Source organism: Roseobacter sinensis, from assembly GCF_025755255.1.
Classification (GTDB): domain Bacteria; phylum Pseudomonadota; class Alphaproteobacteria; order Rhodobacterales; family Rhodobacteraceae; genus Roseobacter; species Roseobacter sinensis.
Map to the genome: position 1 here is coordinate 239,559 of NZ_JALIEB010000004.1, position 21,308 is coordinate 260,866.

Sequence of the window (21,308 nt, forward strand, 5' to 3'; positions counted from 1 at the left end):
GGAGGCTGGATCAAGATGCACAAGGTTGTGATGGGAGCGCTGATACTGGCGTGGCCCATGACCGCAAATGCCGAAGAGCTGGTGATCGCCGCTCTGGGCGACAGCCTGACACAGGGGTACGGCCTGGTCGAAGCGCAGGGGTTCGTGCCGCAGCTACAAAGCTGGCTCGAGGAGCAGGGTGCCGAGGTGCGGCTGATCAACGCGGGTGTCTCGGGCGATACCACGGCGGGGGGGCTCAGCCGGGCGGCCTGGACGCTGACGCCGGAGGTTGATGCGATGATCGTCGCACTTGGGGGCAATGACCTTCTGCGCGGGATCGACCCTACGGTGAGCCGTGCGAACCTTGATGGCATCCTGCAGGCCGCTGCGGCCGCGGAGGTAGAGGTCCTGCTGGTGGGGATGCAGGCGCCCGGCAACTATGGGCCCGAGTTCAAAGCCGACTTCGATGCCATGTACCCGGACCTGGCCGAGACCTATGACGCGCTCTACGCACCGAGCTTCTTCGAGGGGCTCGGCGCGGCGGCGGAGGATCCGGCAGCCGCTGCACCCTTCATGCAGCCTGACGGTATCCACCCCAGCGCAGAAGGCGTGGCGCGGATCGTCGAGGGGCTGGGCCCCTACGTGATGGAGCTGATCGCCCGGGCCGAAGGCTGAGGCATGCCCGGCCGGTTTTTCCTGACCGCACCCATGACAGAGCTGGCTGCTGCGGTGGCGCAGGACGCGGAACCCATCGCGGACGAGCCGCCGCGGAGCAACATCGCGCCCGGCGAGGCGATCGTGGTGCTCACCCAGGCAGGCCTTTCGCGTATGCGTTGGGGGATTATCCCCGTCGGCCGCGTCAATGCGCGGGGTCGCCCGGTGATGGAAACCATCGTGAATGCCCGCAGTGAAACCGTCTTCGACAAATCCGCCTATCTGGGCACGGGGCGCGCGGTGGTGCCGATGAACGGCTGGTACGAATGGACAGGCGAGACGCGGCGCAAGACGCCTTGGCGCATCATGCCGAAAACGGGCGGATTTCTCTTCTTTGCCGCGATCACCGACCGCTGGCAGGGGCCCGGCGGCATCGCGGTGGATCAGGTGGCGACGCTGACCTGCCCGCCGTCAGGCGACGTGGCTGATATTCACCATCGCATGGGCGTTATCCTCGCGCCGCAGGATATTCCGCTTTGGCTGACCGGCGACGAGGAGCATGTGATGCCCTTGCTGCGACCTTGGCCCGACGGGCAGCTGACGGTCTCGGAGGCGACGGATCTGAACTGGGACGCGCCGTAAAAAAACGGGCACTGAAGCGCCCGTTTGCAGATCGCATTTTTCAGCCTGAGATCAGGCCAGTGCCAGGTTTCCTGCGCTTTCGCGGCCGTCGCGGCCCGCTTCCACGTCGAAGGTCACCTTCTGGTTGTCCGCGAGGCCTGTGAGGCCTGCGCGCTCAACGGCAGAAATATGCACAAAGATGTCTTTGCCGCCGCCGTCGGGGGCGATAAAGCCGTAGCCTTTTGTGGTGTTGAACCATTTCACGGTGCCAGTGGCCATGTTCCGTGTCTCCTGTTTTGTGCTGCCCGCGGAATGCGGCAGCTTGGCTCGGTCGAAAGCAGATCGAGGGACTGGCCAAAAGGAGCAGTGGTCGATAGTTTGTCGCGTCGCTCCTTCGATATCGGGTGCCGGAGGTGCAAAAGCAAGTTAAATTCCGATGACAGCGCTTACGTCTAAATGGTCGGCAAATTCCCGCCAGCCGTGTATTGCACAATAATTCATCGCGACCGTTGGAGCGTGTTCGGAAACAATTTTTACCAGTTGATAAAAATTTTTTTCCGTGCCAGCGTTTCAGAAATGAACAAGCCAGAAATGGGGTCACACCATGTCCAGCGACGCATTTACACCGGGCATTGTGCCCGGCCGGATGGCCGCCGAGGCCTACGCCGAGCACTTCTCGGATCTGCATCCGCGGCTCGATGATCACGAGGCGCTGGTGGCGGCAGATCGCTGCTATTTCTGTCATGACGCGCCCTGTATCACGGCCTGTCCGACGGATATCGACATTCCGCTCTTCATCCGCCAGATCGCGACCGGCACGCCGGATGCAGCGGCCAAGACGATCCTGAGCCAGAACATCATGGGCGGTATGTGTGCGCGGGTCTGCCCGACCGAACAGCTCTGTGAAGAGGCCTGCGTGCGCGAGATGGCCGAGGGCAAGCCGGTGCTGATCGGGCAGCTGCAGCGCTATGCGACAGACCATTTGCAAGAGCAGGGCCTTCATCCGTTTGAACGCGCGGCGCCGACCGGCAAATCGGCGGCTGTGGTGGGCGCGGGGCCTGCGGGGCTGTCTTGCGCGCACCGGCTGGCGATGCTGGGCCACGAAGTGGTGGTCTATGACGCCCGGCCCAAGGCTGGCGGGCTGAACGAATACGGCATCGCGACGTACAAAACAGTCGACGGATACGCGCAGGCCGAGGTGGACTGGCTCCTTAAAATCGGCGGGATCTCGATGGAGTATGGCAAGGCTCTGGGGGTCGACGTGACGCTCCAGAGCCTGCGGGAGACACATGACGCCGTTTTCCTCGGGATCGGCCTCGGCGGCGTGAATGCACTCGGCGCAGAAGGTGCTGACAAGGACGGCGTGCTCGACGCTGTCGATTTCATCGCCGATCTGCGCCAGGCGCAGGACCTCGCGCAGGTGCCGGTGGGCCGCGATGTGGTGGTGATCGGTGGTGGTATGACCGCGGTCGACGCCGCCGTGCAGGCGAAGCTGCTGGGCGCGCTGAATGTGACACTGGTCTACCGTCGCGGGCGTGACCGGATGAACGCGAGCGTCTTCGAGCAGGACCTCGCGGCCCGCAAAGGCGTGCGGATCGTGACCCATGCGGTGCCCAAGGCGGTGATCGGCAATGGGGCGGTGCGCGAGATCGAGTTCGACTATGTGGACGACGCGATGCAGCCTACGGGCCAGACCCTTCGGCTGGCCGCCGATCAGGTCTTCCGCGCCATTGGTCAGACCCTGGTGGGTGACGGCCTGCCGGAGTTGGACGGGCGCAAGATCAAGATCACGGGCGCAGGGCGCACCTCGGTGGCAGGCGTCTGGGCCGGGGGCGACTGCGCTGCGGGCGGCGATGATCTGACCGTGACCGCGGTGGCCGAAGGGCGCGACGCGGCCATGGACATTCATGCAACACTGACGGCTTGAGGGAGGCTGCGAGATGGCTGATTTGACAAGTGAGTTTGTGGGCATCAAGAGCCCGAACCCGTTCTGGCTGGCCTCGGCGCCGCCAACAGACAAGGAATACAACGTGCGCCGTGCCTTCGATGCGGGCTGGGGCGGCGTGGTCTGGAAGACCCTTGGGCTCGACCCGCATATCGTGAACGTGAACGGGCCGCGCTATGGAGCTGTCTGGGGTGCAGACAGGCGGCTTCTGGGTTTGAACAACATCGAGCTCATCACCGACCGACCGCTACAAACCAACCTCGATGAGATCAAGGTGGTCAAGCGCGACTATCCCGACCGCGCGATGATCGTCTCGCTGATGGTGCCCTGCGAGGAGGAGCCGTGGAAATTCATCCTGCCGCTCGTGGAGGACACCGGCGCCGATGGGGTGGAGCTGAACTTCGGCTGCCCGCACGGGATGTCGGAGCGCGGCATGGGCTCGGCGGTGGGGCAGGTGCCCGAATACATTGAGATGGTCACGCGCTGGGTCAAGGCCAACACGCGGATGCCGGTGATCGTGAAGCTGACGCCGAACATCACGGATATCCGCAAGCCCGCCGAGGCGGCGCTTAAGGGCGGCGCGGATGCGGTCAGCCTGATCAATACCATCAATTCGATCACAAGCGTCGATCTGGACCTCTTTGCGCCGGAGCCGACGATTGACGGCAAGGGTGCCCATGGCGGTTACTGCGGGCCCGCCGTCAAACCCATCGCGCTCAATATGGTGGCCGAGATTGCGCGGACGCCGGAGCTGTCGAAGCTGCCGATTTCCGGGATTGGGGGGATCACCACCTGGCGGGATGCGGCGGAGTTCATGGCGCTGGGCGCGGGCAATGTGCAGGTCTGCACGGCGGCGATGACCTATGGGTTCAAGATCGTGCAGGAGATGATGTCCGGCCTGAGCGAGTACATGGACAGCAAGGGGTTGACCTCCGTCGATCAGATCGTCGGTCGCGCCGTGCCGAATGTGACCGACTGGCAGCACCTCAACCTCAACTATGTCGCCAAGGCGAAGATCAACCAGGAGCTGTGTATTTCCTGTGGGCGCTGCTTTGCCGCCTGCGAGGACACGTCACATCAGGCGATCGCCATGTCGGACGACCGCACCTTCACCGTGATCGACGAGGAATGCGTGGCCTGCAACCTCTGCGTCAACGTTTGCCCGGTCGAAGAGTGCATCACCATGGAAGCGATGACGCCAGGCACCGTCGATCCGCGGACGGGTAAGGTGGTGGAGGCGGAGTACGCCAATTGGACCACGCATCCGAACAATCCCGCCGCGAAGGCCGCCGAGTAGCGGCCTCAGGCGTCGTCACGCTGAAGGATCGGTGCGGTGGGCAGCGGGTTGGGCAGGTCGACCTTCGGCTCGGCGGCTTTGGCCGCGGCCTCGGCTTCTGCAGCAGCGCGTTCGGCCACGCGTTCCGCATCCTGCGCTTCCTGCAGGGCTTTCGACTCGGCGCGAATCTTGGCCTGCTGCTCCAGGAAGGCGTCAGGCACCTTGCTTTGCGTCTGTGCCTCCACAACCGACTTCGGCGAGGCATCGACCGGGGGCATGGCCACGCGGCCCCGCTTCAGCAGTGCGGCGAGATGGGCACCGCCCGTTCCTGTCCCGTTGCCCGATCCCTGGCCGGAATGGTCGGACGCCATGTTCGCACCGCTGCCTGCGGTCGATTTGGCAATCGGCCCCATGCCGACCAGCGCCGCGATGGCGTCGTTCTGAACCATGGCCACGGGCTGCGGCGCGTATGGGGCGTTGAATGATATCGCACTCATGTTTAGCTCCAATCTTGATCACAGTCTGAAGCCGCCACCCGGCAACCATTAAGCCAATATGAATCCTAACGGGCTCTTAACAGCCAGGGGTTTTTCGCATCGAGGTTACGGATCGGTTAAGGCGTGAGCAAACGGGTAAACAACGTTTGCAGGTATTGACCGGCGCCATCGTGGCAGCGGGCATCTTCCCGGAGCAGCACGCGCACCTGCGCGTCGAAATCTGCGTAGTGCTGGGTGGTGGCCCAGATCGAGAAGATCAGATGCCTCGGGTCGACGTCGGCCAGCGCGCCTCTGTCCATCCAAGCCTTTATGACAGCACATTTTTCGTCGAAGAGCGGTTGCAGGCCCGAGACGAGATGCGGCGCCATGCGCGGCGCACCTTGCAGGATTTCGCCGGCGAAGAGACGGCTCTCGCGCGGCAGATCGCGCGCCATGTCGAGCTTGCGCTGCACATAGCCGAGGATCTCCCGCAGCGGATCTCCATCGGGATCGAGCGTTACCAGCGGGTCAAGCCAGGTCTCCATCAGCTGGTTCAGCAGGGTGACATGAATCTCTTCTTTACCGTCGAAATAGTAAAGGATGTTGGGCTTGCTGAGCCCGGCCGCCTCGGCGATCTGGTCAAGCGTGGCGCCGCGATAGCCATGCTTGGAAAAGACATCGAGAGCCGCATCCAGGATCCGCCGTCGGTTGCGCTGTTGGATCCGGCTGGGCTTTTTCTCTACGCCGTCTGGCAAAGGGGGTCTCCGCAGGGGGGTGCCGTAAAATTTGGCATTTCGAACAATACGGATACACTCCCACGCGAAACCGCCAAAAGGAAGTCTTGACTTGGTCGAGCGCAGTCGCAATCGTGCCTTTACCAAATGGTAAAATTTGCCATCGGTCAACATCCGCACTGCCAGGAAGGACCCAGCAATGCCCGCGCCCGGACAGAACCTGAAGATCAACCCCGACCGGCTCTGGGACAGCCTGATGGAGATGGCGAAGATCGGCCCGGGTGTGGCGGGGGGCAACAACCGCCAGACGCTGACGGATGAGGACGCGGAGGGCCGCGCGCTCTTCCAGACCTGGTGCGAGGCGGCGGGCTGCGAGATGGGGCTCGATCAGATGGGGAATATGTTCGCGCGCCGTGAGGGGACGGACCCGGATGCGCTTCCCGTTTACGTGGGCTCACATCTCGATACCCAGCCAACGGGTGGCAAATATGACGGGGTGCTGGGCGTGCTCGGCGGGCTGGAGATCCTGCGCACGCTGAACGATCTCAATGTGAAGACCAAGCACCCGATTGTGGTGACGAATTTCACCAATGAAGAGGGCACGCGGTACGCGCCGGCAATGCTGTCGTCGGGGGTATTCGCGGGAGTTCATACGCAGGATTGGGCTTATGCGCGGGTCGATGCGGAGGGCAAGACCTTCGGTGACGAGTTGCAGCGCATCGGGTGGCGCGGCGACGAAGCGGTGGGCGCGCGCAAGATGCACGCCTTTTTCGAGCTGCATATCGAACAAGGGCCCATTCTCGAAGCCGAAGGCAAGGATATCGGGGTGGTCACCCACGGCCAGGGGCTGAGCTGGACGGAAGTGACCATCCTCGGCAAGGACAGCCACACCGGTTCGACGCCCATGCCGATGCGCCGCAACGCAGGCCTCGGCATGGCGCGGGTGCTCGAGAAGGTCGACGAGATCGCCTGGAGCCACAAGCCCCATGCGGTGGGCGCCGCGGGACATATCGACGTCTATCCAAACTCACGCAACGTGATCCCGGGTAAGGTCGTCTTCACGGTTGATTTCCGCTCGCCAGAGCTTTCGGTGATCGAGGATATGGAGACGCGGTTGCGCCTCGAAGGCAAGAGGATCGCCGCTGAGATGGGACTGGAGATCTCCTTCGAGAAGGTGGGCGGCTTCGATCCGGTGGCCTTTGACGAAGGCTGTGTCCGAGCCGTGCGCGATGCAGCTGAGCGGCTTGGATACAGCCATATGAACCTGATCTCCGGCGCGGGCCATGACGCCTGCTGGATCAACCGGGTGGCACCCACGGCGATGGTGATGTGCCCCTGCGTCGACGGGCTGAGCCACAACGAGGCGGAGGAAATCTCCAAGGAGTGGGCCATGGCAGGCGCCGATGTGCTGCTGCATGCGGTGGTCGAGACTGCGGAGATTGTCGGGTGATCAAGCTCGACCTGACCCTTGCGGAGCGGGTCTCGGCGTTGGTTGAGGCCGAGTTGGACGAGGCCATGCAGGGCATAGATATGGATCTGCGCAAGACGGCGGAAGCGATGCGAGAGGTTCTCTGCCCCCCGCGGAAGATCAGGGTGAATTTCTCCGGCGGGATCGCGCAGGACTGCTGGAGCGTGACGCGGGGCGATGGCGACTATCGGGTGATGTACATGCCGGTTGCGGGATATTTCTCGCTCTGCGTCGAGAGTGATTTCGGGCCTTTGGACATCGGCGTGCATGGGTCCGCGCTGGGGTGTTTCGGCTCGGTCTGATAAGGGCTCTGCCCTCGGCCTGCGGCCTCACCCGGGATATTTATGGCCAGAAGAAGCAAGGCCGGTGAGATGGGAGAGATGAGATGACCAAGGTGATCAAGGGCGGTCAGGTCTGCACAGCGGACCGGACGTGGACAGCGGACGTGCTGATCGAAGGCGAGACGATCAAGCAGATTGGCGAGGACCTTTCGGGGGATGAATACATCGATGCGGAAGGGGCCTATGTGATCCCCGGCGGGATTGATCCGCATACCCATCTGGAGATGCCCTTCATGGGGACGACGGCCGCCGAGACCTTCGAGTCGGGCACCTGGGCGGCGGCGGTGGGTGGCACCACGATGGTCGTGGATTTCTGCCTGCCCGGCGCGGATGGCTCGATCAAGAATGCGATCAATGAATGGCACCGCAAGTCGGCGCCGCAGATCTGCTCGGACGTGGGCTATCACATGGCCATTACGGGCTGGAACGAGAGCGTTTTCAACGAGATGAAGGACGCGGTGGAGATGGGCGTGAACTCCTTCAAGCATTTCATGGCCTATAAGGGCGCGCTGATGGTGGAGGACGACGAGATGTTCGCCTCCTTCCAGCGCTGTGCGGAGTTGGGCGCGCTGCCGATGGTGCATGCGGAGAACGGCGATGTGGTGGCGGCCCTGCAGGAGAAATATTTCAACGAAGGCATCACGGGACCGGAAGGGCATGCCTATTCGCGGCCTCCCGAGGTGGAGGGCGAGGCCGCGAACCGCGCGATCATGATTGCCGATGCGGCGAATGTGCCATTGTATATTGTGCATGTGTCCTGCGAGCAGGCGCATGAGGCGATCCGGCGGGCGCGGCAGAAGGGGATGCGGGTTTATGGCGAACCGCTGATCCAATTCCTGACGCTGGATGAGTCTGAGTATTTCAACACCGACTGGGATCATGCGGCGCGGCGGGTGATGTCGCCGCCGTTTCGCAGCAAGGACCATCAGGACAGCCTCTGGGCTGGGTTGCAGGCGGGGTCGCTGCAGGTCGTGGCGACGGATCACGCGGCCTTCAACACCGAGCAGAAGCGGGCCGGGCGCAATGATTTCCGGATCATCCCGAATGGCTCGAACGGGCTGGAGGAGCGGCTGGCCGTGCTCTGGACCGAAGGGGTGGAGACCGGGCGTCTGACGCCCAATGAGTTCGTGGCCTGCACCTCGACCAATGTGGCGAAGATCCTGAATATCTATCCGCGCAAGGGCGCGATTGTCGAAGGGGCGGATGCGGATATCGTGGTCTGGGACCCGAAGATCACCAAGACGATCTCGCCGTCGAACCACCATTCGGTGCTGGACTACAACGTCTTCGAAGGTTTCGAGGTCACGGCGCAGAGCCGTTATACGCTGAACCGGGGCGAGGTGATCTGGGCCTGGGGGCAGAATTCGCAGCCGAACCCGGGGCGCGGGCGGTTCATTCCGCGCCCGGCGTTCCCGAGTGCGCATAAGGCGCTCAGCAAGTGGAAGGCGCTGACGGCTCCGAAGATGATCGAGCGTGATCCGATGAATATTCCGGCGGGGATTTGATGTATGATCGGAGGGTATATCCTCAGTTTTTTAGGCGGTATCGCCGCCGATATCGCTAGAAAAGTGTTCCTTCCCCAAAGCGAAGCTCTTCTGGCGAGAATTATTCCCTCTTTGCAAAAAGAATCCAACAAAAGGGCGAATTTGGAGGAACTGGAAGTACGAGATAAGCTAAGGAAGATTGGCAAAAGTCCCGATCTGGCAAGACACATTACTGAGAACTCCGGCGACTTCGTAAGTCGCCTAAATGACAATCAAGAAGCAGACCGATTGTCATTTGTTGAAGTCGAAGCAGAGAGATTGGAAAGCAACGCTTCCACGCAAGCGGAAATGACGGCAGTTGCGTTGGCGAGATATGAAGCGGCTGATAAATTGCTGTCGATGCGGATGGAAAGCCTGAAAGAGTCGAGCGATGTAAGTGCAGCAGCAAAGGACGCGCTGGTCGAAGCGCAAAAAGCTTGGAAGGAGTTTATTTTCAAAGATGCCAGGGCGGAGGCTCTGTTCACTGCCGAAGGCGGAAGTATGGAGCCAATGATATTCAACTCTTCGCTAGAGCAATCGACCATGTCGCGTTTGAAGGAATTGCGGCACCTTCAGGAGTTGCTGCTCTAAAGATGAACGTCATCGGTGCTCGAAATCTCAATCTGACATTCCAGACGAAAGACGGGCCGGTGCAGGCCTTGAAAGACGTGAGCCTCGACATCGGCAAGGGGGAGTTTGTCAGCTTCATCGGGCCATCGGGCTGTGGGAAGACGACCTTTCTGCGCTGTATGGCGGATCTGGAGCATCCCACCGGCGGCGAGATCAGCGTGAACGGGGTGAGCCCGGAAGAGGCGCGGAAGGCGCGGGCCTATGGCTATGTGTTTCAGGCGGCGGGGCTTTATCCGTGGCGGACGATTGGCGGGAACATCCGTTTGCCGTTGGAGATCATGGGGTACTCCAAGGCGGAACAGCAGGAGCGGGTCGCGCGGGTGCTGGAATTGGTGGAGCTGTCGGCGTTTGAGAAGAAGTATCCCTGGCAGCTCTCGGGCGGGATGCAACAGCGGGCGTCGATTGCGCGGGCGCTGGCCTTTGATGCAGATATCCTTCTGATGGATGAGCCGTTCGGGGCGCTGGATGAGATCGTGCGGGATCATCTGAATGAGCAGTTGTTGCAGTTGTGGCGCCGGACGGAGAAGACGATTGCCTTTGTGACGCACTCGATCCCCGAGGCGGTCTATCTGAGTACGAAAATCGTTGTGATGTCGCCGCGGCCGGGGCGGATTACGGATGTGATCGAGAGCCCGCTGCCGACGGAGCGGCCCTTGGACATTCGCGATAGCCCCGAGTTTCTGGAGGTGGCGCATCGGGTCCGCGAAGGGCTGCGCGCGGGGCATCTGGATGACTGAGGTACGAGCAGGTGGCGAGCGGCCCTCCGGGGGGAGTATTTGTCGACGGGTGAAGCAGGGCGGGGCGCAGGTGATCACGCGGTCAGTCTCTTTGATGTTTGCCGTTGTGGCTTTGTTGGCCGCGTTCGTCTTCGTCGCCGCGTCGAGCGATTATCGGAACCTGGACTGTCGGGAGATGCCGGCGAACCAGTGCCCCGATGCGGTCGGAACCATGTGGATGATGGCTCTGGTGTTCGTAGTGGCCCTCTCGGCGGCCCTCGGGCTTTGGCGGCGAGAGAGAACAGATGCGTAGTGTGCTCCCTGTTCTCACCGTGGTCGCTGGGATTTTTGTGATCTGGTATCTGGCGGCGATCTGGCTGAATGCGGCCTGGGCCTATGACAAGGCAAGCCGGACGGGCGAGGAGTTGGGTTTTGTCATGTTGGTGGCGGACACCTGGAGCCAGGACAAGCCGAAGTTGCCCGCGCCGCACCAGGTGGGCGCGGAGATCTGGGACACGACCGTGGAGAAGAAGATCAGCTCGAAGCGGTCGCTGATCTATCACTCTTGGATCACCCTGAGTGCGACCTTGCTAGGCTTTGCGCTGGGGACGGGGCTCGGGATCGCGCTGGCGGTGGGGATTGTCTACAACCGGACGATGGACATGTCGGTGATGCCCTGGGTGATCGCCAGCCAGACCATCCCGATCCTCGCGATTGCGCCGATGATCATCGTGGTGCTGAATGCGGTGGGCATTTCGGGGCTGCTGCCGAAGGCAATGATATCGATGTATCTGTCGTTTTTCCCGGTCGTTGTGGGCATGGTGAAAGGGCTGCGCAGCCCCGATGCGATGCAGCTGGATCAGATGCGGACGTGGAACGCATCGCCGTCCCAGATGTTCTGGCGGCTACGCCTGCCGTCGTCGATGCCTTATCTTTTCACGTCGCTGAAGATCGGGATGGCGGCCTCGCTGGTGGGGGCGATTGTGGGGGAACTGCCGACCGGCGCCGTCGCGGGGCTGGGCGCGCGGCTTTTGGCGGGAAGCTACTATGGGCAGACGATCCAGATCTGGTCGGCTCTGATCATGGCGGCGGTGCTGGCGGCCGCGCTGGTGGCGCTCATTGGGCTGATGCAGCGGATCACGCTCAAGCGGATGGGCATGGCATGATCTGGCTGGTCTTTGCATTTGGCGCATGGGCGCTGGGGTGGTGGGTCAACACGCGGCTGGCAGCGCGACCCCGGACAGGTTTCACCCGGCTTGCGGTGCCGCTGATCTTTGGGATCACGCTGATCGCGATCTGGGAAGGGCTGGTGCGCGGGCTGGAGATCAGCCCGGTGCTGCTGCCCGCGCCCTCAATGATCTCGGCGCGGTTTGCCGCCTCGACGGATATCCTCTGGGAGGACTTTGTGCAGACCGTGATCAAGGGCGCGCTGAGCGGCTATGTGCTGGGCTGTGGCTCGGCCTTCCTGATCGCGATCCTCGTGGACCGCTTCGATTTTCTGCGCCGGGGGCTCTTGCCGGTGGGCAACTTCGTGGCTGCGCTGCCGGTGATCGGCATGGCGCCGATCCTGGTGATGTGGTTCGGCTTTGACTGGCAGTCGAAGGCGGCAGTGGTCGTTGTGATGGTGTTCTTCCCGATGCTGGTGAACACGGTGCAGGGGCTCGCCGATAGCTCGGCCATGCAGCGCGACCTCATGCGCACCTATGCGGCCGGATACTGGGCGACGCTGCTGAAACTGCGGCTGCCCGCGGCGATGCCGTTTATCTTCAACGGGTTGAAGATTGCGAGTACATTGGCCCTCATCGGGGCGATCGTTGCCGAGTTTTTCGGCTCTCCCATCCGCGGGATGGGCTTTCGGATTTCCACGTCCGTGGGACAGCTTGCGCTAGATCTGGTCTGGGCGGAGATTGTTGTTGCAGCGGTTGTGGGATCGGCGTTTTACGGGATCGTGGCGCTGGTCGAACGGGCGGTGACCTTCTGGCACCCGTCCCAACGACACACATAAAAAACCAAACAAGGAGAGTATGATGAAACTGATCAACACATTGGCCGCAGGCGCGGCTTTGGGCGTCTGGAGCGTCGCGGCACAGGCGGCGGACGAGGTGACGCTACAACTCAAGTGGGTCACCCAGGCCCAGTTCGCGGGCTATTACGTGGCGCTCGACAAGGGGTTCTACGAGGAGGAAGACCTCGATGTGACCATCAACCCCGGCGGGCCTGATATTGCGCCCACGCAGGTGCTGGCCGGTGGCGGCGCGGATGTGACCGTGGAGTGGATGCCGGCGGCGCTGGCGGCGCGTGAGAAGGGGTTGAGCATGGTCAACATCGCCCAGCCCTTCAAATCCTCGGGCATGATGCTGACGTGCCGCAAGGATGCCGGTGTGACCAGCACCGAGGACTTTGCTGGCAAGACGCTCGGCGTGTGGTTCTTTGGCAATGAGTTCCCGTTTCTCAGCTGGATGAGCAAGCTCGACATTCCCACCGATGGCTCCGATACTGGCGTGACCGTGCTGAAGCAGGGATTCAACGTCGACCCGCTGTTGCAGGGGCAGGCGGCCTGTGTGTCGACCATGACCTACAACGAGTATTGGCAGGTGATCGACGCCGGCCTCACGCCAGACGATCTGACGGTCTTCAAGTATGAAGATCAAGGCGTTGCGACGCTGGAAGACGGGCTTTACGTGCTGGAAGAGAACCTCGAAGACCCGGCCTTCAAGGACAAGATGGTGCGCTTTGTGCGGGCGTCGATGAAGGGTTGGAAGTATGCGGAGGAGAATCCGGATGAGGCTGCGGAGATCGTGCTCGACAATGACGCGACCGGCGCGCAGACCGAAGCGCATCAGAAGCGGATGATGGGCGAAATCGCCAAGCTGACGGCAGGCAGCAACGGGGCGCTCGATCCCGCGGATTACGAGCGGACGGTGGCCTCTTTGCTCTCCGGCGGGTCCGATCCGGTGATCACCAAGGAACCCGAAGGGGCCTGGACACATGAGATCACGGATGCCGCGCTGAACTGAGCCGGCCCGCTCGTCGCGGTGGTTGCTTCAGACCCCCTCGCGCAGATGCAGGGCGGAGCAAACCCGCCGAGTCTCGGCGGGTTTCCACAGATGTGACAAAAGGCCGGTCCCAGACCGGCCTTTTTCCGTGTGGCAGGGTGGATTTTTTTCGCGACGGCCCCATGTGCAGCCCCAAGCTAAGGGAGTACCGTGTCATATGAGCAATATGGAAAATCTGGAGCATCAGTTGAGCGAGCGCGAACGTCAGTCCGAGGTCAATGCGCGGGCGCTGTCAGCGATCGAGTCGCAGAGTATCCGGCAGGAAGCGCGCGGATATGCCGTGATGGCAAGCTTTCTGGGATATGGCGAAGGCGCGCTTGGGACCGGCACATTTGGCAAGATCAGCCATTGGGCGAAACTGTTCTGTATCGGTTTCGCCTTCCTGGTGCCGAGCCTGCTTGTCTGGCGGGTGCTGCTCTAGATCCCAGCCCTCATCCAAAATCGCTTTGGTGGCGCACACGTTGATCGTGCGCGAGTTCATTATTGTACGCCGACGCTCTTGGGAGGAGGGCTCAGCCGCTTCGCTTGGCCAGCGTTTGCCGTGCCGGCCGTCCGTAATGTCTTGGAGATGTGCTCGAGACGCTCTGCGCGCTCAGATGGCGTATCGTCAGCCCTGCTGTGATCAACAAGCCGGTCAATCCCAACCCAACAAGGGCATAGAGCCCCAGGGCGGTGAGAAAGCCGACATTGAAAAAGATCATCGCGGTCACGAACGTGATGAAACCGCCGACGCCTCCGACCAGGGCAGACATAATTGCCATTTCGTCTCCTCCTTCGGAACGCTACCAGAGAGTGCGTTGACCAAATGTTAACGGCTGGACGAAATTGAGGCGGGGCGGCGCGGTTTCTGTGAACCGGCACCTGAATTTTCATAGAATTTGAATAAACTTGTGCGCTTTGGCGCGGACCTGCGCGAGGTTACCCCGCACAAGCGGTCGTCAAACCGGTGCGCTGTCAGGGCAGAACCACACGCCGTGCGACCTCCGGCGGACCGGTCGGTCCCAGCGTGACGATGCCGATCTCGCCATATTCCTGCGGTGCCGCGCCGGGTGCGCCCAACTCCTCCCAGATCGTGCGCAGATTGCCCTTGTTGCCGATCCAGATGACCGTGCCGTTGGGGTGAGCACGCGACATCTGCGCCCCGGCCCGCTCCTTGGCGATCACGGAGACGGGGAGGCCACGCGCCTGCGACAGCGGTTCGGCCGTCTGCAGATTGCGCAGGATGTCGGGGCTGTAGATCGCATCGATTTCATAGTCGACGAGCGCCTCAGAGAGGTTCGCTGCCCGCGCTTTGCCCTGTGCGTTCAGGATCTCTCCCGCCCGATCCGCATGGCGCACCAGGATGACGGTCGTCTTTGCCCCGGGAGGAATCCCGGCCGGCGCACAGGCGGCAACGGCAAGAAGTCCAAGCACAGCATGACGACGACGCATCCCACGGATCTCCTGACAGCCAGAGGTCTCACCACCCTCTCGCGCCGCGATCCGATGCCGCCAGAAAAAAGTTAAGAATTCTGAAAAAACTTCGAACCAGTGTGAACGGGATCACATACCGGGCGTTGAAAATGCCGCTAGATGGGGACGTGAGCCGGGGTGATGTAACCTCCTCGGAAGTGGAGTAATGATTGTGACCAGAGTACCAACATTTTATGACGACCACCGGGACATTTCCCCGGGTGTCTCCCCGGTTCCGCGCACCTCTTCCTGGCGTGCAACGGAGCGCAGCCCAGTCAGCCGTCGTCCCGGCCCGAAATGCCCCACTACTTGGCGTTTCACCGACTGGGCTGCTCTCTGACCCAAGGGAGCGCAGCCTCTCCCCCTGCGTCTCCCTCTCCCTCTGGCGGGTCGGTGTTTCACCGGCCCGCCTTTTTTTTGCAGGCCATGTCCTCACCTGAGACGGCCCCATCCGCGCAAGCCCTCTATTTCGCAACCGATCTTCGAAACAGCAGCAGGCTCGTGATCAGAAGTACGGCGCCGAGCCCTGTCATCCACAAAAACTCCGGCCAGACCACGTCGAGGCCCGCTCCCTTGAAGGAGATGGCCTGGCTTGCGGACATGTAGTGCCGTGACGGCAGCAGCAGCGTGGCCGTTTGCAGCCAGGCCGGTTGGCCCTCGACGGGCGTTTCCCCGCCCGAGAGCATCAGCATCGGCAGGATGATCAACATGACCAGCAGCGCAAACTGCGCCATGGACCGCGCGATGGTCGCGAGAAACACGCCCATGGCCGTGGCGGTAAAGAGAAAGAGCGCCGTTCCGAACAGAAACAGCCCGGTGGATCCCGCAATCGTGACCCCCAGCCACCCCTGCATCACGAAGACGAGCGACAGACCCGCCGCCACCAGCACCACGGCAGCATTCGCCCATATCTTGGCCGCCGCAATGTCGAAAGGGGCGAGCGGCATGGCCAGCAGGTGCTCGATCGTGCCGTGCTCGCGCTCCCGGATCATCGCGGCGCCGGTCAGGATGGTGGTCAGCCACATGATCTGCCCGATCAGCGCAACGATGCCGGCAAAGCGCACCGTGTCGCGGTTGGGGTTGAAGCCGCTGCGGATGGTCAGGACAAGAGGCGGCTCCTCCACAAGATCGGTCCCGATCGCGAAGCGCTGGATCTCGGCGCTGAGGATACTGGTGATGTAGTTGGCCCCGATCCCGGCCTGTTCCATCGCGGTGGCATCGATCAGAACCTGTATCTCGGGCACGCGCCCCGCCCGAACATCGCGCTCGAACCCGGGTGGCACGGCAACCACGAAGAGAAACCGGCCCGCGTCCATATGCGCCGGGCCGGACCCGGGTGCGATCTGCACGACCGGTTGAAACTCCGGCGGAAAGAAGGAGGCCGCAAGCGCGCGCGACAAAGGCGAGTTGTCCTCATCCGCAAAGGCGATGGAGGCATTGTTGACCGAGGTCGCAACCCCGGTCGCCTCCATCACCGGGGCGAGCGTGAAGGACCAGACCAAGAGCGCCATCATCACCCAGTCGCGGCGCAGGCTGATCATTTCCTTCAACCCCAGCCAGAAGATGCTCGAGAGCCGCTGCATCATGCCTCCTGAGCCCGCAGCGACAGCGCGGCGATAGCGGTCAGAACCGGCCCGAAGCATGCCAGCGCAAGGATGTCGGGCCCAAGTGCCTCCCACCCCAGGCCCTTGGTGAAGACACCGACGTTGAGGTGCAGGAAGTAGGACGAGGGCCAGAGCGCGCCGATGGTTTGCGCTCCGCCCTCCAGCGTCGAGACCGGCTGCAAGAGACCCGAAAACTGGATTGTCGGGACCACAGAGGCGATAGCGGTGGCGAAGGTGGCCGCCACCTGGTTCGACGTCATCGTGGCGATCAGCAGCCCGTAGGAGGTCGTGGCCCACACATAGAGCAGGGCCCCGAGCGCGAGCGGCAGCGGATTTCCCTTCAGCGGCACATCGAAGACCACGACGGTCATCGCGGCCAGCAACAGGAAATTCGCAAAGGCGATGACGATGTAGGGGATCTGCTTGCCAACCAGGAACTCAAGCCGCGTGGTCGGGGTGACGTAGAAATTCGTCACCGAGCCCAGCTCCTTTTCGCGGGCGACACTGACGGCCATCAGCACCGCAGGCAGCATGATCAGCAGGATCGCGGGCATCGCCGGGGCCATGGCGGCGATGCTTTCAAAGCTCTGGTTGTAGCGGAACCGCGGCTCGATCCGGGCGATCTCGACCTGCTCGGTCCCGTTGGCACGGGCTTCGGTGGCCAGAAAACTCTGATGCAGGCCCGCGACATAGCCCTCGACGGTTTCGCCCTTGAACGGAATCGCGCCATCGACGGTCGCCAGCACCTCGGTGCGCTCGCCCGCGCGCAGCTTGCGCCCGAAGTCGGGCGGCAGCTCGACGACGAGCGAGACCTCCCCCGCGGTCAGCCGCCTGTATCCATCTGCGGCGCTGCTCAGCGGTGGGGTCGGGTTGAAATACCGGGACCCGGCGATCTCGGCGATGTAGGCGCGGCTCTCTGGACTTTGCGACAGATCGAGCACCGCGAAGTCGAGATCTTCGATGTCCAGCGTGATGCCAAAGCAGAAGACCAGCATCAGAATGGCCGATCCGAGAAACGCAAAGGCGAGGCGCACCCGGTCGCGTAGCACCTCGACCGCCTCGCGCCGCGCATAGGCCAGGGCACGTCCGATTCCGCCCGACCCCGCCGCTTCGACGGGCAGGCTATCAACCTGGGGTGCCAGCGCCCGGGTCGGTGGCTCGGCCCGTTCCAGAATGGCGATGAAGGCGCTTTCGAGGCTGTCCGCGCTTTCTGCCGCAATCAGCGCATCGGGTGTCCCTTCGGCAAGCACCCGGCCCGCATGCATGAAGGACACGCGGTCGCAGCGCTCGGCCTCGCTCATGAAATGGGTCGAGACGAAGATCGTCACCCCATCATCGCGCGCGAGCTCTTCGAGCAGCACCCAGAACGCATCGCGCGCCTCGGGATCCACCCCGGAGGTCGGCTCGTCGAGGATCAGGATCCGCGGCCGGTGGATCACCGCAACGGCCAGAGAGAGGCGCTGTTTGATCCCCAGCGGCAGGGCGCTCGCAAGGGTGTGGCGGTGAGCCGTCAGCCCGAAACGCTCGGTCAGCGCCGCGATCCGCGCCGCCTTGTCGGGGATGGTGAAGATACGGGCATGGAGTTGCAGGTTCTGCTCGACGGTCAATTCTCCGTAGAGCGAGAAGGCCTGGCTCATGTAACCGATCTCGCGGTGCATGGCGCGGTCGCGGGCATCCACCGGCTTGCCGAAGAGCCGCGCCTCACCCGAGCTGGCCGGCAGCAGGCCGGTCAGGATCTTCATCGTGGTGGATTTGCCGCAGCCGTTCGAGCCCAGAAACCCGAAGATCTCGCCGCGGTTGATGGAGAAATCGACACTGTCGACGGCTGTGAAATCGCCGAACTTTCGGGTCAGACCACGTGCAATGATCACCGGGTCGGGATCGACGATCCGGGTTGGGCGCTGGTCTGCGGTCTCTGACGGCCGCCCCCGGGTCTGGAGCTGCCGGTAGGCCGCCTCAAGGTCTCTGGCATCGCCTTTCAAGGCATCCGGCGTCCCCTCGAAGAGCACGCGCCCGGCGTCCATGGCGACGATGTGATCGAAGCTCTGGGCCTCGTCCATATAGGCGGTTGAGACAAGCACCGTGAGTGCCGGGTTGTCCGCCCGGATCGCCGCGATCAGGGCCCAGAACTGCCGCCGCGAGAGCGGGTCGACCCCGGTGGTCGGCTCGTCCAGAACCAGCAGCTTGGGGTCGTGGATGAGCGCGCAGCAGAGCCCGAGTTTCTGCTTCATGCCGCCTGAGAGCTTGCCCATCAGCCGGTCGGCAAAGGGCGCAAGCCCCGTGGCCGACAGCAGCGCCGCAATGCGGATTTCGCGCTCCTCTGCGCCCTGTCCGAACAGGCGGGCGAAGAATTCTAGGTTCTCCCGCACCGAGAGCTCGGCATAGAGGTTGCGCCCGAGCCCCTGCGGCATGAAGGCGATGGCGGGGCAGATGCGGCGCCGGTGCCTGGGGTCGGCGATGGACCCGCCCAGCACCTCGATGGTCCCGGCCTGCATCTTCTTGGCCCCCGTGATCAGGCCCAGAAGCGTCGATTTGCCGACCCCATCCGGCCCGATGAACCCGGTCAGCTGGCCGGCGGGCACGTCGAGGGAGATATCCTCCAGCGCGGCGATCTTGCGGTACCTGTGCGTGACGCCCGCGACCCGGATCGCCGGCGCATGGGTCTCGGCGCTCATTCGAAGAGCTCGGGCGGGATCCGCCGCTCCAGTGCCTCGGGCCATGCGGCAGCGGCATCGAGCCGGATCACGGAGATACCGCGCAGGCCGGTTTTCACATGTTCGATCCGGCCAGCCACCAGATCCTCGGGGATGCGGACGCGGACACGAAAGACCAGCTGTTCGCGCTCGCTGAGGGTTTCGACCTGTTTGGGCGTGAACTGCGCCTCGGGGGAGACAAAGGTGACGGTTGCCGGGATGGCGAAGTCGGGCAGGGCGTCGAGCACGATGCGCGCCTCCGCGCCGATCGGCAGAAGCCCGGCTTCGCGGGCGGGCAGGAAGACCTCCATATAGATGTTCTCGAGGCTGAGGATGGTCATGATCGGCGCGCCTGAGCCCACGACCTCGCCGGGCTCGGCCAGCCGGTAGAGGACACGCCCCTGCATCGGGGCAAAGAGCGTGCTGTCCTCGATCTGTGCGGCGATCCGGCGCACCTCGGCCTCGGCGGCGGCGATCTGGCTCTCCGCCGTGGCCACCCGGGCCATCGCCGCCCCAAGCACCGCCTCGGCGACCTGATGCTCGGTTTCGCGCTCTTCGAAGAGGCTTTCGGGGATGTTCTCGCTGGCCAACAGCGACCGCGCGCGCTCGAATTCCTGCGCCGCGCGGTGCTTCTCGCTCTGACGCTGCACCACAACAGCCTCCGCTTCGGCCTTTGTCTGGTGCGCCAGTGCCACCTCGGCCTTGGCGCGATCCAGCGCCGCCGAGAGCTCGTCGGTGTCCATCTCGACCAGAACATCGCCGGGCGCGACCAGGCTCCCTTCGGCGACCAGCACCTTCTCGACCCGCCCGGCAATCGTCGGGGCGATCTCGACCTCCTCGGCCTCGATCCGGCCGTTGCCCTGAACGAAACCGGCGGGCAGGCCGTCGCCGTTGCCCGAGATGTACTGATACGCCGCGACGCCGGCCAGCAGCAGAGCCGTTGCGACGAGAATGATGGATATGGTCTTTTTCATGATCTGAACGCCAGTTGTTCCGTGCTTCGATCCTGCACCTAACGGCACGCCTGCGGGCCCGCCTTGCGTTTGATCAATTTCGTGGCCACAACCGCCCTGCTTTCCGCAACGGCACCTGTCAAAACGCCTGTTTTTGAGGCGCCACATCGCCGTGATCTGGCGGGCAGGCGACCGGGGCACATCCGCCCGAGGTCTTGATATTTCTCAACGCCCGAGCGGGGCGGTGATGCAGTGTAACCCTTGTCACAGATTTGGGTTCAGCTTGGAAATGGAGAGACTGATGGCGCGCTATCCGGTCGACATGGAGGTTCATCCCGAGGTCGAGTCCTTCTTTGATCCGCAAACCAATACGATCAGCCACGTGGTCATGGACCCAGGCTCGCATAGCTGCGCGGTCATCGACCCGGTGATGGACATCGACTATGCCGCCGGACGGATCACTTATGACCACGCCGACGAGATCATCGCCTACATCAGGAAATTCAACCTCGAGCTGGAGTGGCTGATCGAGACGCATGTGCATGCCGATCACCTGTCGGCCGCGCCCTACATCCAGTCGGAACTCGGTGGCAAGATCGGGATCGGCGACCAGATCATCGTCGTGCAGGAGACCTTCGGCAGGGTCTTCAACGAAGGCACGGAGTTTCAGCGTGACGGCTCGCAGTTCGATCGGCTGTTCAAGGATGGCGATACCTATAAGGTCGGCAAGATGACGGGGTTTGCAATGCACACGCCCGGTCACACGCCGGCTTGCATGGTGCATGTCTTCGGCAGTGCGGCGTTTGTGGGCGACACCCTGTTCATGCCCGATGGCGGATCGGCACGCGCGGATTTTCCCGGCGGCGATGCGGGGCAGCTCTACGATTCGATCCAGAAGGTTCTGGCGCTGCCGGATGAGATGCGGCTCTTCATGTGTCACGACTACGCCCCTGGGGGCCGCGACATCATGTGGGAAACATCGGTGGCGGAGGAAAAGGCCGAGAACATCCACGTGGGTCAAGGCAAGACGCGCGAGGAGTTCATAGCGTTCCGCGAGGCGCGGGATGCCTTGCTGGATATGCCGAAGCTGATCCTGCCGTCGCTCCAGGTCAACATGCGAGCCGGCAAGGTGCCAAAAACCAAGGACGGCACGCCGATGCTGAAGGTGCCCGTCAACGTGCTTTAGC

General features: G+C 62.9%; 22 protein-coding genes. 14 read left to right on the forward strand and 8 right to left on the reverse strand.

The genetic code is table 11. The annotated features are described in order from the left end of the window. The first annotated feature begins 15 nt into the window (after nt 1–15). Together MUB52_RS08495 and MUB52_RS08500 are read left to right on the forward strand one after the other, a co-directional pair. The gene (locus MUB52_RS08495; protein WP_263843778.1) at nt 16–654 is read left to right on the forward strand and encodes an arylesterase; all 639 of its coding nucleotides are present in this window, start codon (nt 16–18) and stop codon (nt 652–654) included. 3 nt (nt 655–657) lie between these two features. Then, on the forward strand, nt 658–1,275 hold the full coding sequence (locus MUB52_RS08500; protein ID WP_263843779.1) for an SOS response-associated peptidase: 618 nt from the start codon (nt 658–660) through the stop codon (nt 1,273–1,275). 51 nt (nt 1,276–1,326) lie between these two features. On the opposite strand, the gene MUB52_RS08505 is transcribed toward MUB52_RS08500, so the two are convergent. Beyond that, nucleotides 1,327–1,533 carry a cold-shock protein gene (locus tag MUB52_RS08505; RefSeq protein ID WP_159977586.1) on the reverse strand — a complete coding sequence of 69 codons (207 nt, stop codon included), beginning with the start codon at nt 1,531–1,533 and terminating at the stop codon, nt 1,327–1,329. 325 nt (nt 1,534–1,858) lie between these two features. On the opposite strand from MUB52_RS08505, the gene MUB52_RS08510 reads away from it, so the two are divergent. Beyond that, on the forward strand, nt 1,859–3,181 hold the full coding sequence (locus tag MUB52_RS08510; protein ID WP_263843780.1) for an NAD(P)-dependent oxidoreductase: 1,323 nt from the start codon (nt 1,859–1,861) through the stop codon (nt 3,179–3,181). Nucleotides 3,182–3,194: 13 nt separating this feature from the next. Next, entirely contained in the window at nt 3,195–4,496 is a 1,302-nt protein-coding gene (gene preA / locus MUB52_RS08515) for an NAD-dependent dihydropyrimidine dehydrogenase subunit PreA (RefSeq protein ID WP_263843781.1), read from the forward strand. 5 nt (nt 4,497–4,501) lie between these two features. Here preA and MUB52_RS08520 read toward each other — a convergent pair whose 3' ends face one another. Further along, nucleotides 4,502–4,972 (reverse strand): hypothetical protein, encoded by a 471-nt coding sequence (locus tag MUB52_RS08520; RefSeq protein ID WP_263843782.1) that lies wholly within the window; start codon nt 4,970–4,972, stop codon nt 4,502–4,504. A 116-nt stretch (nt 4,973–5,088) separates the two neighbouring features. Further along, entirely contained in the window at nt 5,089–5,706 is a 618-nt protein-coding gene (locus MUB52_RS08525; protein ID WP_263843926.1) for a TetR family transcriptional regulator C-terminal domain-containing protein, read from the reverse strand. A 178-nt stretch (nt 5,707–5,884) separates the two neighbouring features. Here MUB52_RS08525 and MUB52_RS08530 point away from each other — a divergent pair, with 178 nt between their 5' ends. The 9 genes from MUB52_RS08530 (at nt 5,885) to MUB52_RS08570 (ending at nt 13,840) form a co-directional block, all read left to right on the forward strand. Continuing rightward, nucleotides 5,885–7,135, forward strand: a complete 1,251-nt coding sequence (locus tag MUB52_RS08530; protein ID WP_263843783.1) for a Zn-dependent hydrolase — start codon at nt 5,885–5,887, stop codon at nt 7,133–7,135. Then, nucleotides 7,132–7,455 carry a hypothetical protein gene (locus tag MUB52_RS08535; protein WP_263843784.1) on the forward strand — a complete coding sequence of 108 codons (324 nt, stop codon included), beginning with the start codon at nt 7,132–7,134 and terminating at the stop codon, nt 7,453–7,455. The genes MUB52_RS08530 and MUB52_RS08535 overlap by 4 nt, the downstream gene beginning before the upstream one ends. An 83-nt stretch (nt 7,456–7,538) precedes the next feature. Next, complete coding sequence (gene hydA, locus MUB52_RS08540) at nt 7,539–8,999, forward strand: dihydropyrimidinase (RefSeq protein ID WP_263843785.1); 1,461 nt, start codon at nt 7,539–7,541, stop codon at nt 8,997–8,999. Nucleotides 9,000–9,002: 3 nt separating this feature from the next. Continuing rightward, on the forward strand, nt 9,003–9,608 hold the full coding sequence (locus MUB52_RS08545) for a lysozyme inhibitor LprI family protein (RefSeq protein WP_263843786.1): 606 nt from the start codon (nt 9,003–9,005) through the stop codon (nt 9,606–9,608). A gap of 2 nt (nt 9,609–9,610) precedes the next feature. Beyond that, nucleotides 9,611–10,384: an ABC transporter ATP-binding protein gene (locus tag MUB52_RS08550; protein ID WP_263843787.1), complete on the forward strand. Its 774-nt coding sequence runs from the start codon at nt 9,611–9,613 to the stop codon at nt 10,382–10,384. 284 nt (nt 10,385–10,668) lie between these two features. Then, nucleotides 10,669–11,529: an ABC transporter permease gene (locus MUB52_RS08555; protein WP_263843788.1), complete on the forward strand. Its 861-nt coding sequence runs from the start codon at nt 10,669–10,671 to the stop codon at nt 11,527–11,529. Beyond that, on the forward strand, nt 11,526–12,368 hold the full coding sequence (locus MUB52_RS08560; RefSeq protein ID WP_263843789.1) for an ABC transporter permease: 843 nt from the start codon (nt 11,526–11,528) through the stop codon (nt 12,366–12,368). Before MUB52_RS08555 ends, MUB52_RS08560 begins: the two co-directional genes overlap by 4 nt. Before the next feature lie 22 nt (nt 12,369–12,390). Continuing rightward, nucleotides 12,391–13,380 (forward strand): ABC transporter substrate-binding protein, encoded by a 990-nt coding sequence (locus MUB52_RS08565; RefSeq protein WP_263843790.1) that lies wholly within the window; start codon nt 12,391–12,393, stop codon nt 13,378–13,380. A gap of 196 nt (nt 13,381–13,576) precedes the next feature. Further along, the gene (locus MUB52_RS08570; protein ID WP_263843791.1) at nt 13,577–13,840 is read left to right on the forward strand and encodes a hypothetical protein; all 264 of its coding nucleotides are present in this window, start codon (nt 13,577–13,579) and stop codon (nt 13,838–13,840) included. A 91-nt stretch (nt 13,841–13,931) separates the two neighbouring features. On the opposite strand, the gene MUB52_RS08575 is transcribed toward MUB52_RS08570, so the two are convergent. The 5 genes from MUB52_RS08575 to MUB52_RS08595 all read right to left on the reverse strand — a co-directional run bounded on the left by MUB52_RS08575 (nt 13,932) and on the right by MUB52_RS08595 (nt 20,142). Further along, nucleotides 13,932–14,171 (reverse strand): hypothetical protein, encoded by a 240-nt coding sequence (locus tag MUB52_RS08575; protein ID WP_263843792.1) that lies wholly within the window; start codon nt 14,169–14,171, stop codon nt 13,932–13,934. 202 nt (nt 14,172–14,373) lie between these two features. Further along, nucleotides 14,374–14,850 (reverse strand): histidine phosphatase family protein, encoded by a 477-nt coding sequence (locus tag MUB52_RS08580; protein WP_263843793.1) that lies wholly within the window; start codon nt 14,848–14,850, stop codon nt 14,374–14,376. 485 nt (nt 14,851–15,335) lie between these two features. Further along, nucleotides 15,336–16,457, reverse strand: a complete 1,122-nt coding sequence (locus MUB52_RS08585) for an ABC transporter permease (protein WP_263843794.1) — start codon at nt 16,455–16,457, stop codon at nt 15,336–15,338. Beyond that, entirely contained in the window at nt 16,454–19,150 is a 2,697-nt protein-coding gene (gene rbbA, locus MUB52_RS08590) for a ribosome-associated ATPase/putative transporter RbbA (RefSeq protein ID WP_263843795.1), read from the reverse strand. The genes MUB52_RS08585 and rbbA overlap by 4 nt, the downstream gene beginning before the upstream one ends. Continuing rightward, a complete protein-coding gene (locus MUB52_RS08595) occupies nt 19,147–20,142 on the reverse strand; it encodes an HlyD family secretion protein (protein ID WP_263843796.1) in 996 nt (331 codons plus the stop codon). Before MUB52_RS08595 ends, rbbA begins: the two co-directional genes overlap by 4 nt. A 280-nt stretch (nt 20,143–20,422) precedes the next feature. On the opposite strand from MUB52_RS08595, the gene MUB52_RS08600 reads away from it, so the two are divergent. Then, nucleotides 20,423–21,307 (forward strand): MBL fold metallo-hydrolase, encoded by an 885-nt coding sequence (locus tag MUB52_RS08600; protein WP_263843797.1) that lies wholly within the window; start codon nt 20,423–20,425, stop codon nt 21,305–21,307. The last annotated feature ends 1 nt before the right edge of the window (nt 21,308 follow it).

Excerpts from the sequence above, each read along its gene's own strand:
- MUB52_RS08495 (WP_263843778.1), top strand. The coding sequence starts at position 16 with ATGCACAAGGTTGTGATGGGAGCGCTGATACTGGCGTGGCCCATGACC.
- MUB52_RS08500 (WP_263843779.1), top strand. The coding sequence starts at position 658 with ATGCCCGGCCGGTTTTTCCTGACCGCACCCATGACAGAGCTGGCTGCT.
- MUB52_RS08505 (WP_159977586.1), bottom strand. The coding sequence starts at position 1,533 with ATGGCCACTGGCACCGTGAAATGGTTCAACACCACAAAAGGCTACGGC.
- MUB52_RS08510 (WP_263843780.1), top strand. The coding sequence starts at position 1,859 with ATGTCCAGCGACGCATTTACACCGGGCATTGTGCCCGGCCGGATGGCC.
- preA (WP_263843781.1), top strand. The coding sequence starts at position 3,195 with ATGGCTGATTTGACAAGTGAGTTTGTGGGCATCAAGAGCCCGAACCCG.
- MUB52_RS08520 (WP_263843782.1), bottom strand. The coding sequence starts at position 4,972 with ATGAGTGCGATATCATTCAACGCCCCATACGCGCCGCAGCCCGTGGCC.
- MUB52_RS08530 (WP_263843783.1), top strand. The coding sequence starts at position 5,885 with ATGCCCGCGCCCGGACAGAACCTGAAGATCAACCCCGACCGGCTCTGG.
- hydA (WP_263843785.1), top strand. The coding sequence starts at position 7,539 with ATGACCAAGGTGATCAAGGGCGGTCAGGTCTGCACAGCGGACCGGACG.
- MUB52_RS08545 (WP_263843786.1), top strand. The coding sequence starts at position 9,003 with ATGATCGGAGGGTATATCCTCAGTTTTTTAGGCGGTATCGCCGCCGAT.
- MUB52_RS08550 (WP_263843787.1), top strand. The coding sequence starts at position 9,611 with ATGAACGTCATCGGTGCTCGAAATCTCAATCTGACATTCCAGACGAAA.
- MUB52_RS08555 (WP_263843788.1), top strand. The coding sequence starts at position 10,669 with ATGCGTAGTGTGCTCCCTGTTCTCACCGTGGTCGCTGGGATTTTTGTG.
- MUB52_RS08560 (WP_263843789.1), top strand. The coding sequence starts at position 11,526 with ATGATCTGGCTGGTCTTTGCATTTGGCGCATGGGCGCTGGGGTGGTGG.
- MUB52_RS08565 (WP_263843790.1), top strand. The coding sequence starts at position 12,391 with ATGAAACTGATCAACACATTGGCCGCAGGCGCGGCTTTGGGCGTCTGG.
- MUB52_RS08570 (WP_263843791.1), top strand. The coding sequence starts at position 13,577 with ATGAGCAATATGGAAAATCTGGAGCATCAGTTGAGCGAGCGCGAACGT.
- MUB52_RS08575 (WP_263843792.1), bottom strand. The coding sequence starts at position 14,171 with ATGTCTGCCCTGGTCGGAGGCGTCGGCGGTTTCATCACGTTCGTGACC.
- MUB52_RS08580 (WP_263843793.1), bottom strand. The coding sequence starts at position 14,850 with ATGCGTCGTCGTCATGCTGTGCTTGGACTTCTTGCCGTTGCCGCCTGT.
- MUB52_RS08585 (WP_263843794.1), bottom strand. The coding sequence starts at position 16,457 with ATGATGCAGCGGCTCTCGAGCATCTTCTGGCTGGGGTTGAAGGAAATG.
- rbbA (WP_263843795.1), bottom strand. The coding sequence starts at position 19,150 with ATGAGCGCCGAGACCCATGCGCCGGCGATCCGGGTCGCGGGCGTCACG.
- MUB52_RS08595 (WP_263843796.1), bottom strand. The coding sequence starts at position 20,142 with ATGAAAAAGACCATATCCATCATTCTCGTCGCAACGGCTCTGCTGCTG.
- MUB52_RS08600 (WP_263843797.1), top strand. The coding sequence starts at position 20,423 with ATGGCGCGCTATCCGGTCGACATGGAGGTTCATCCCGAGGTCGAGTCC.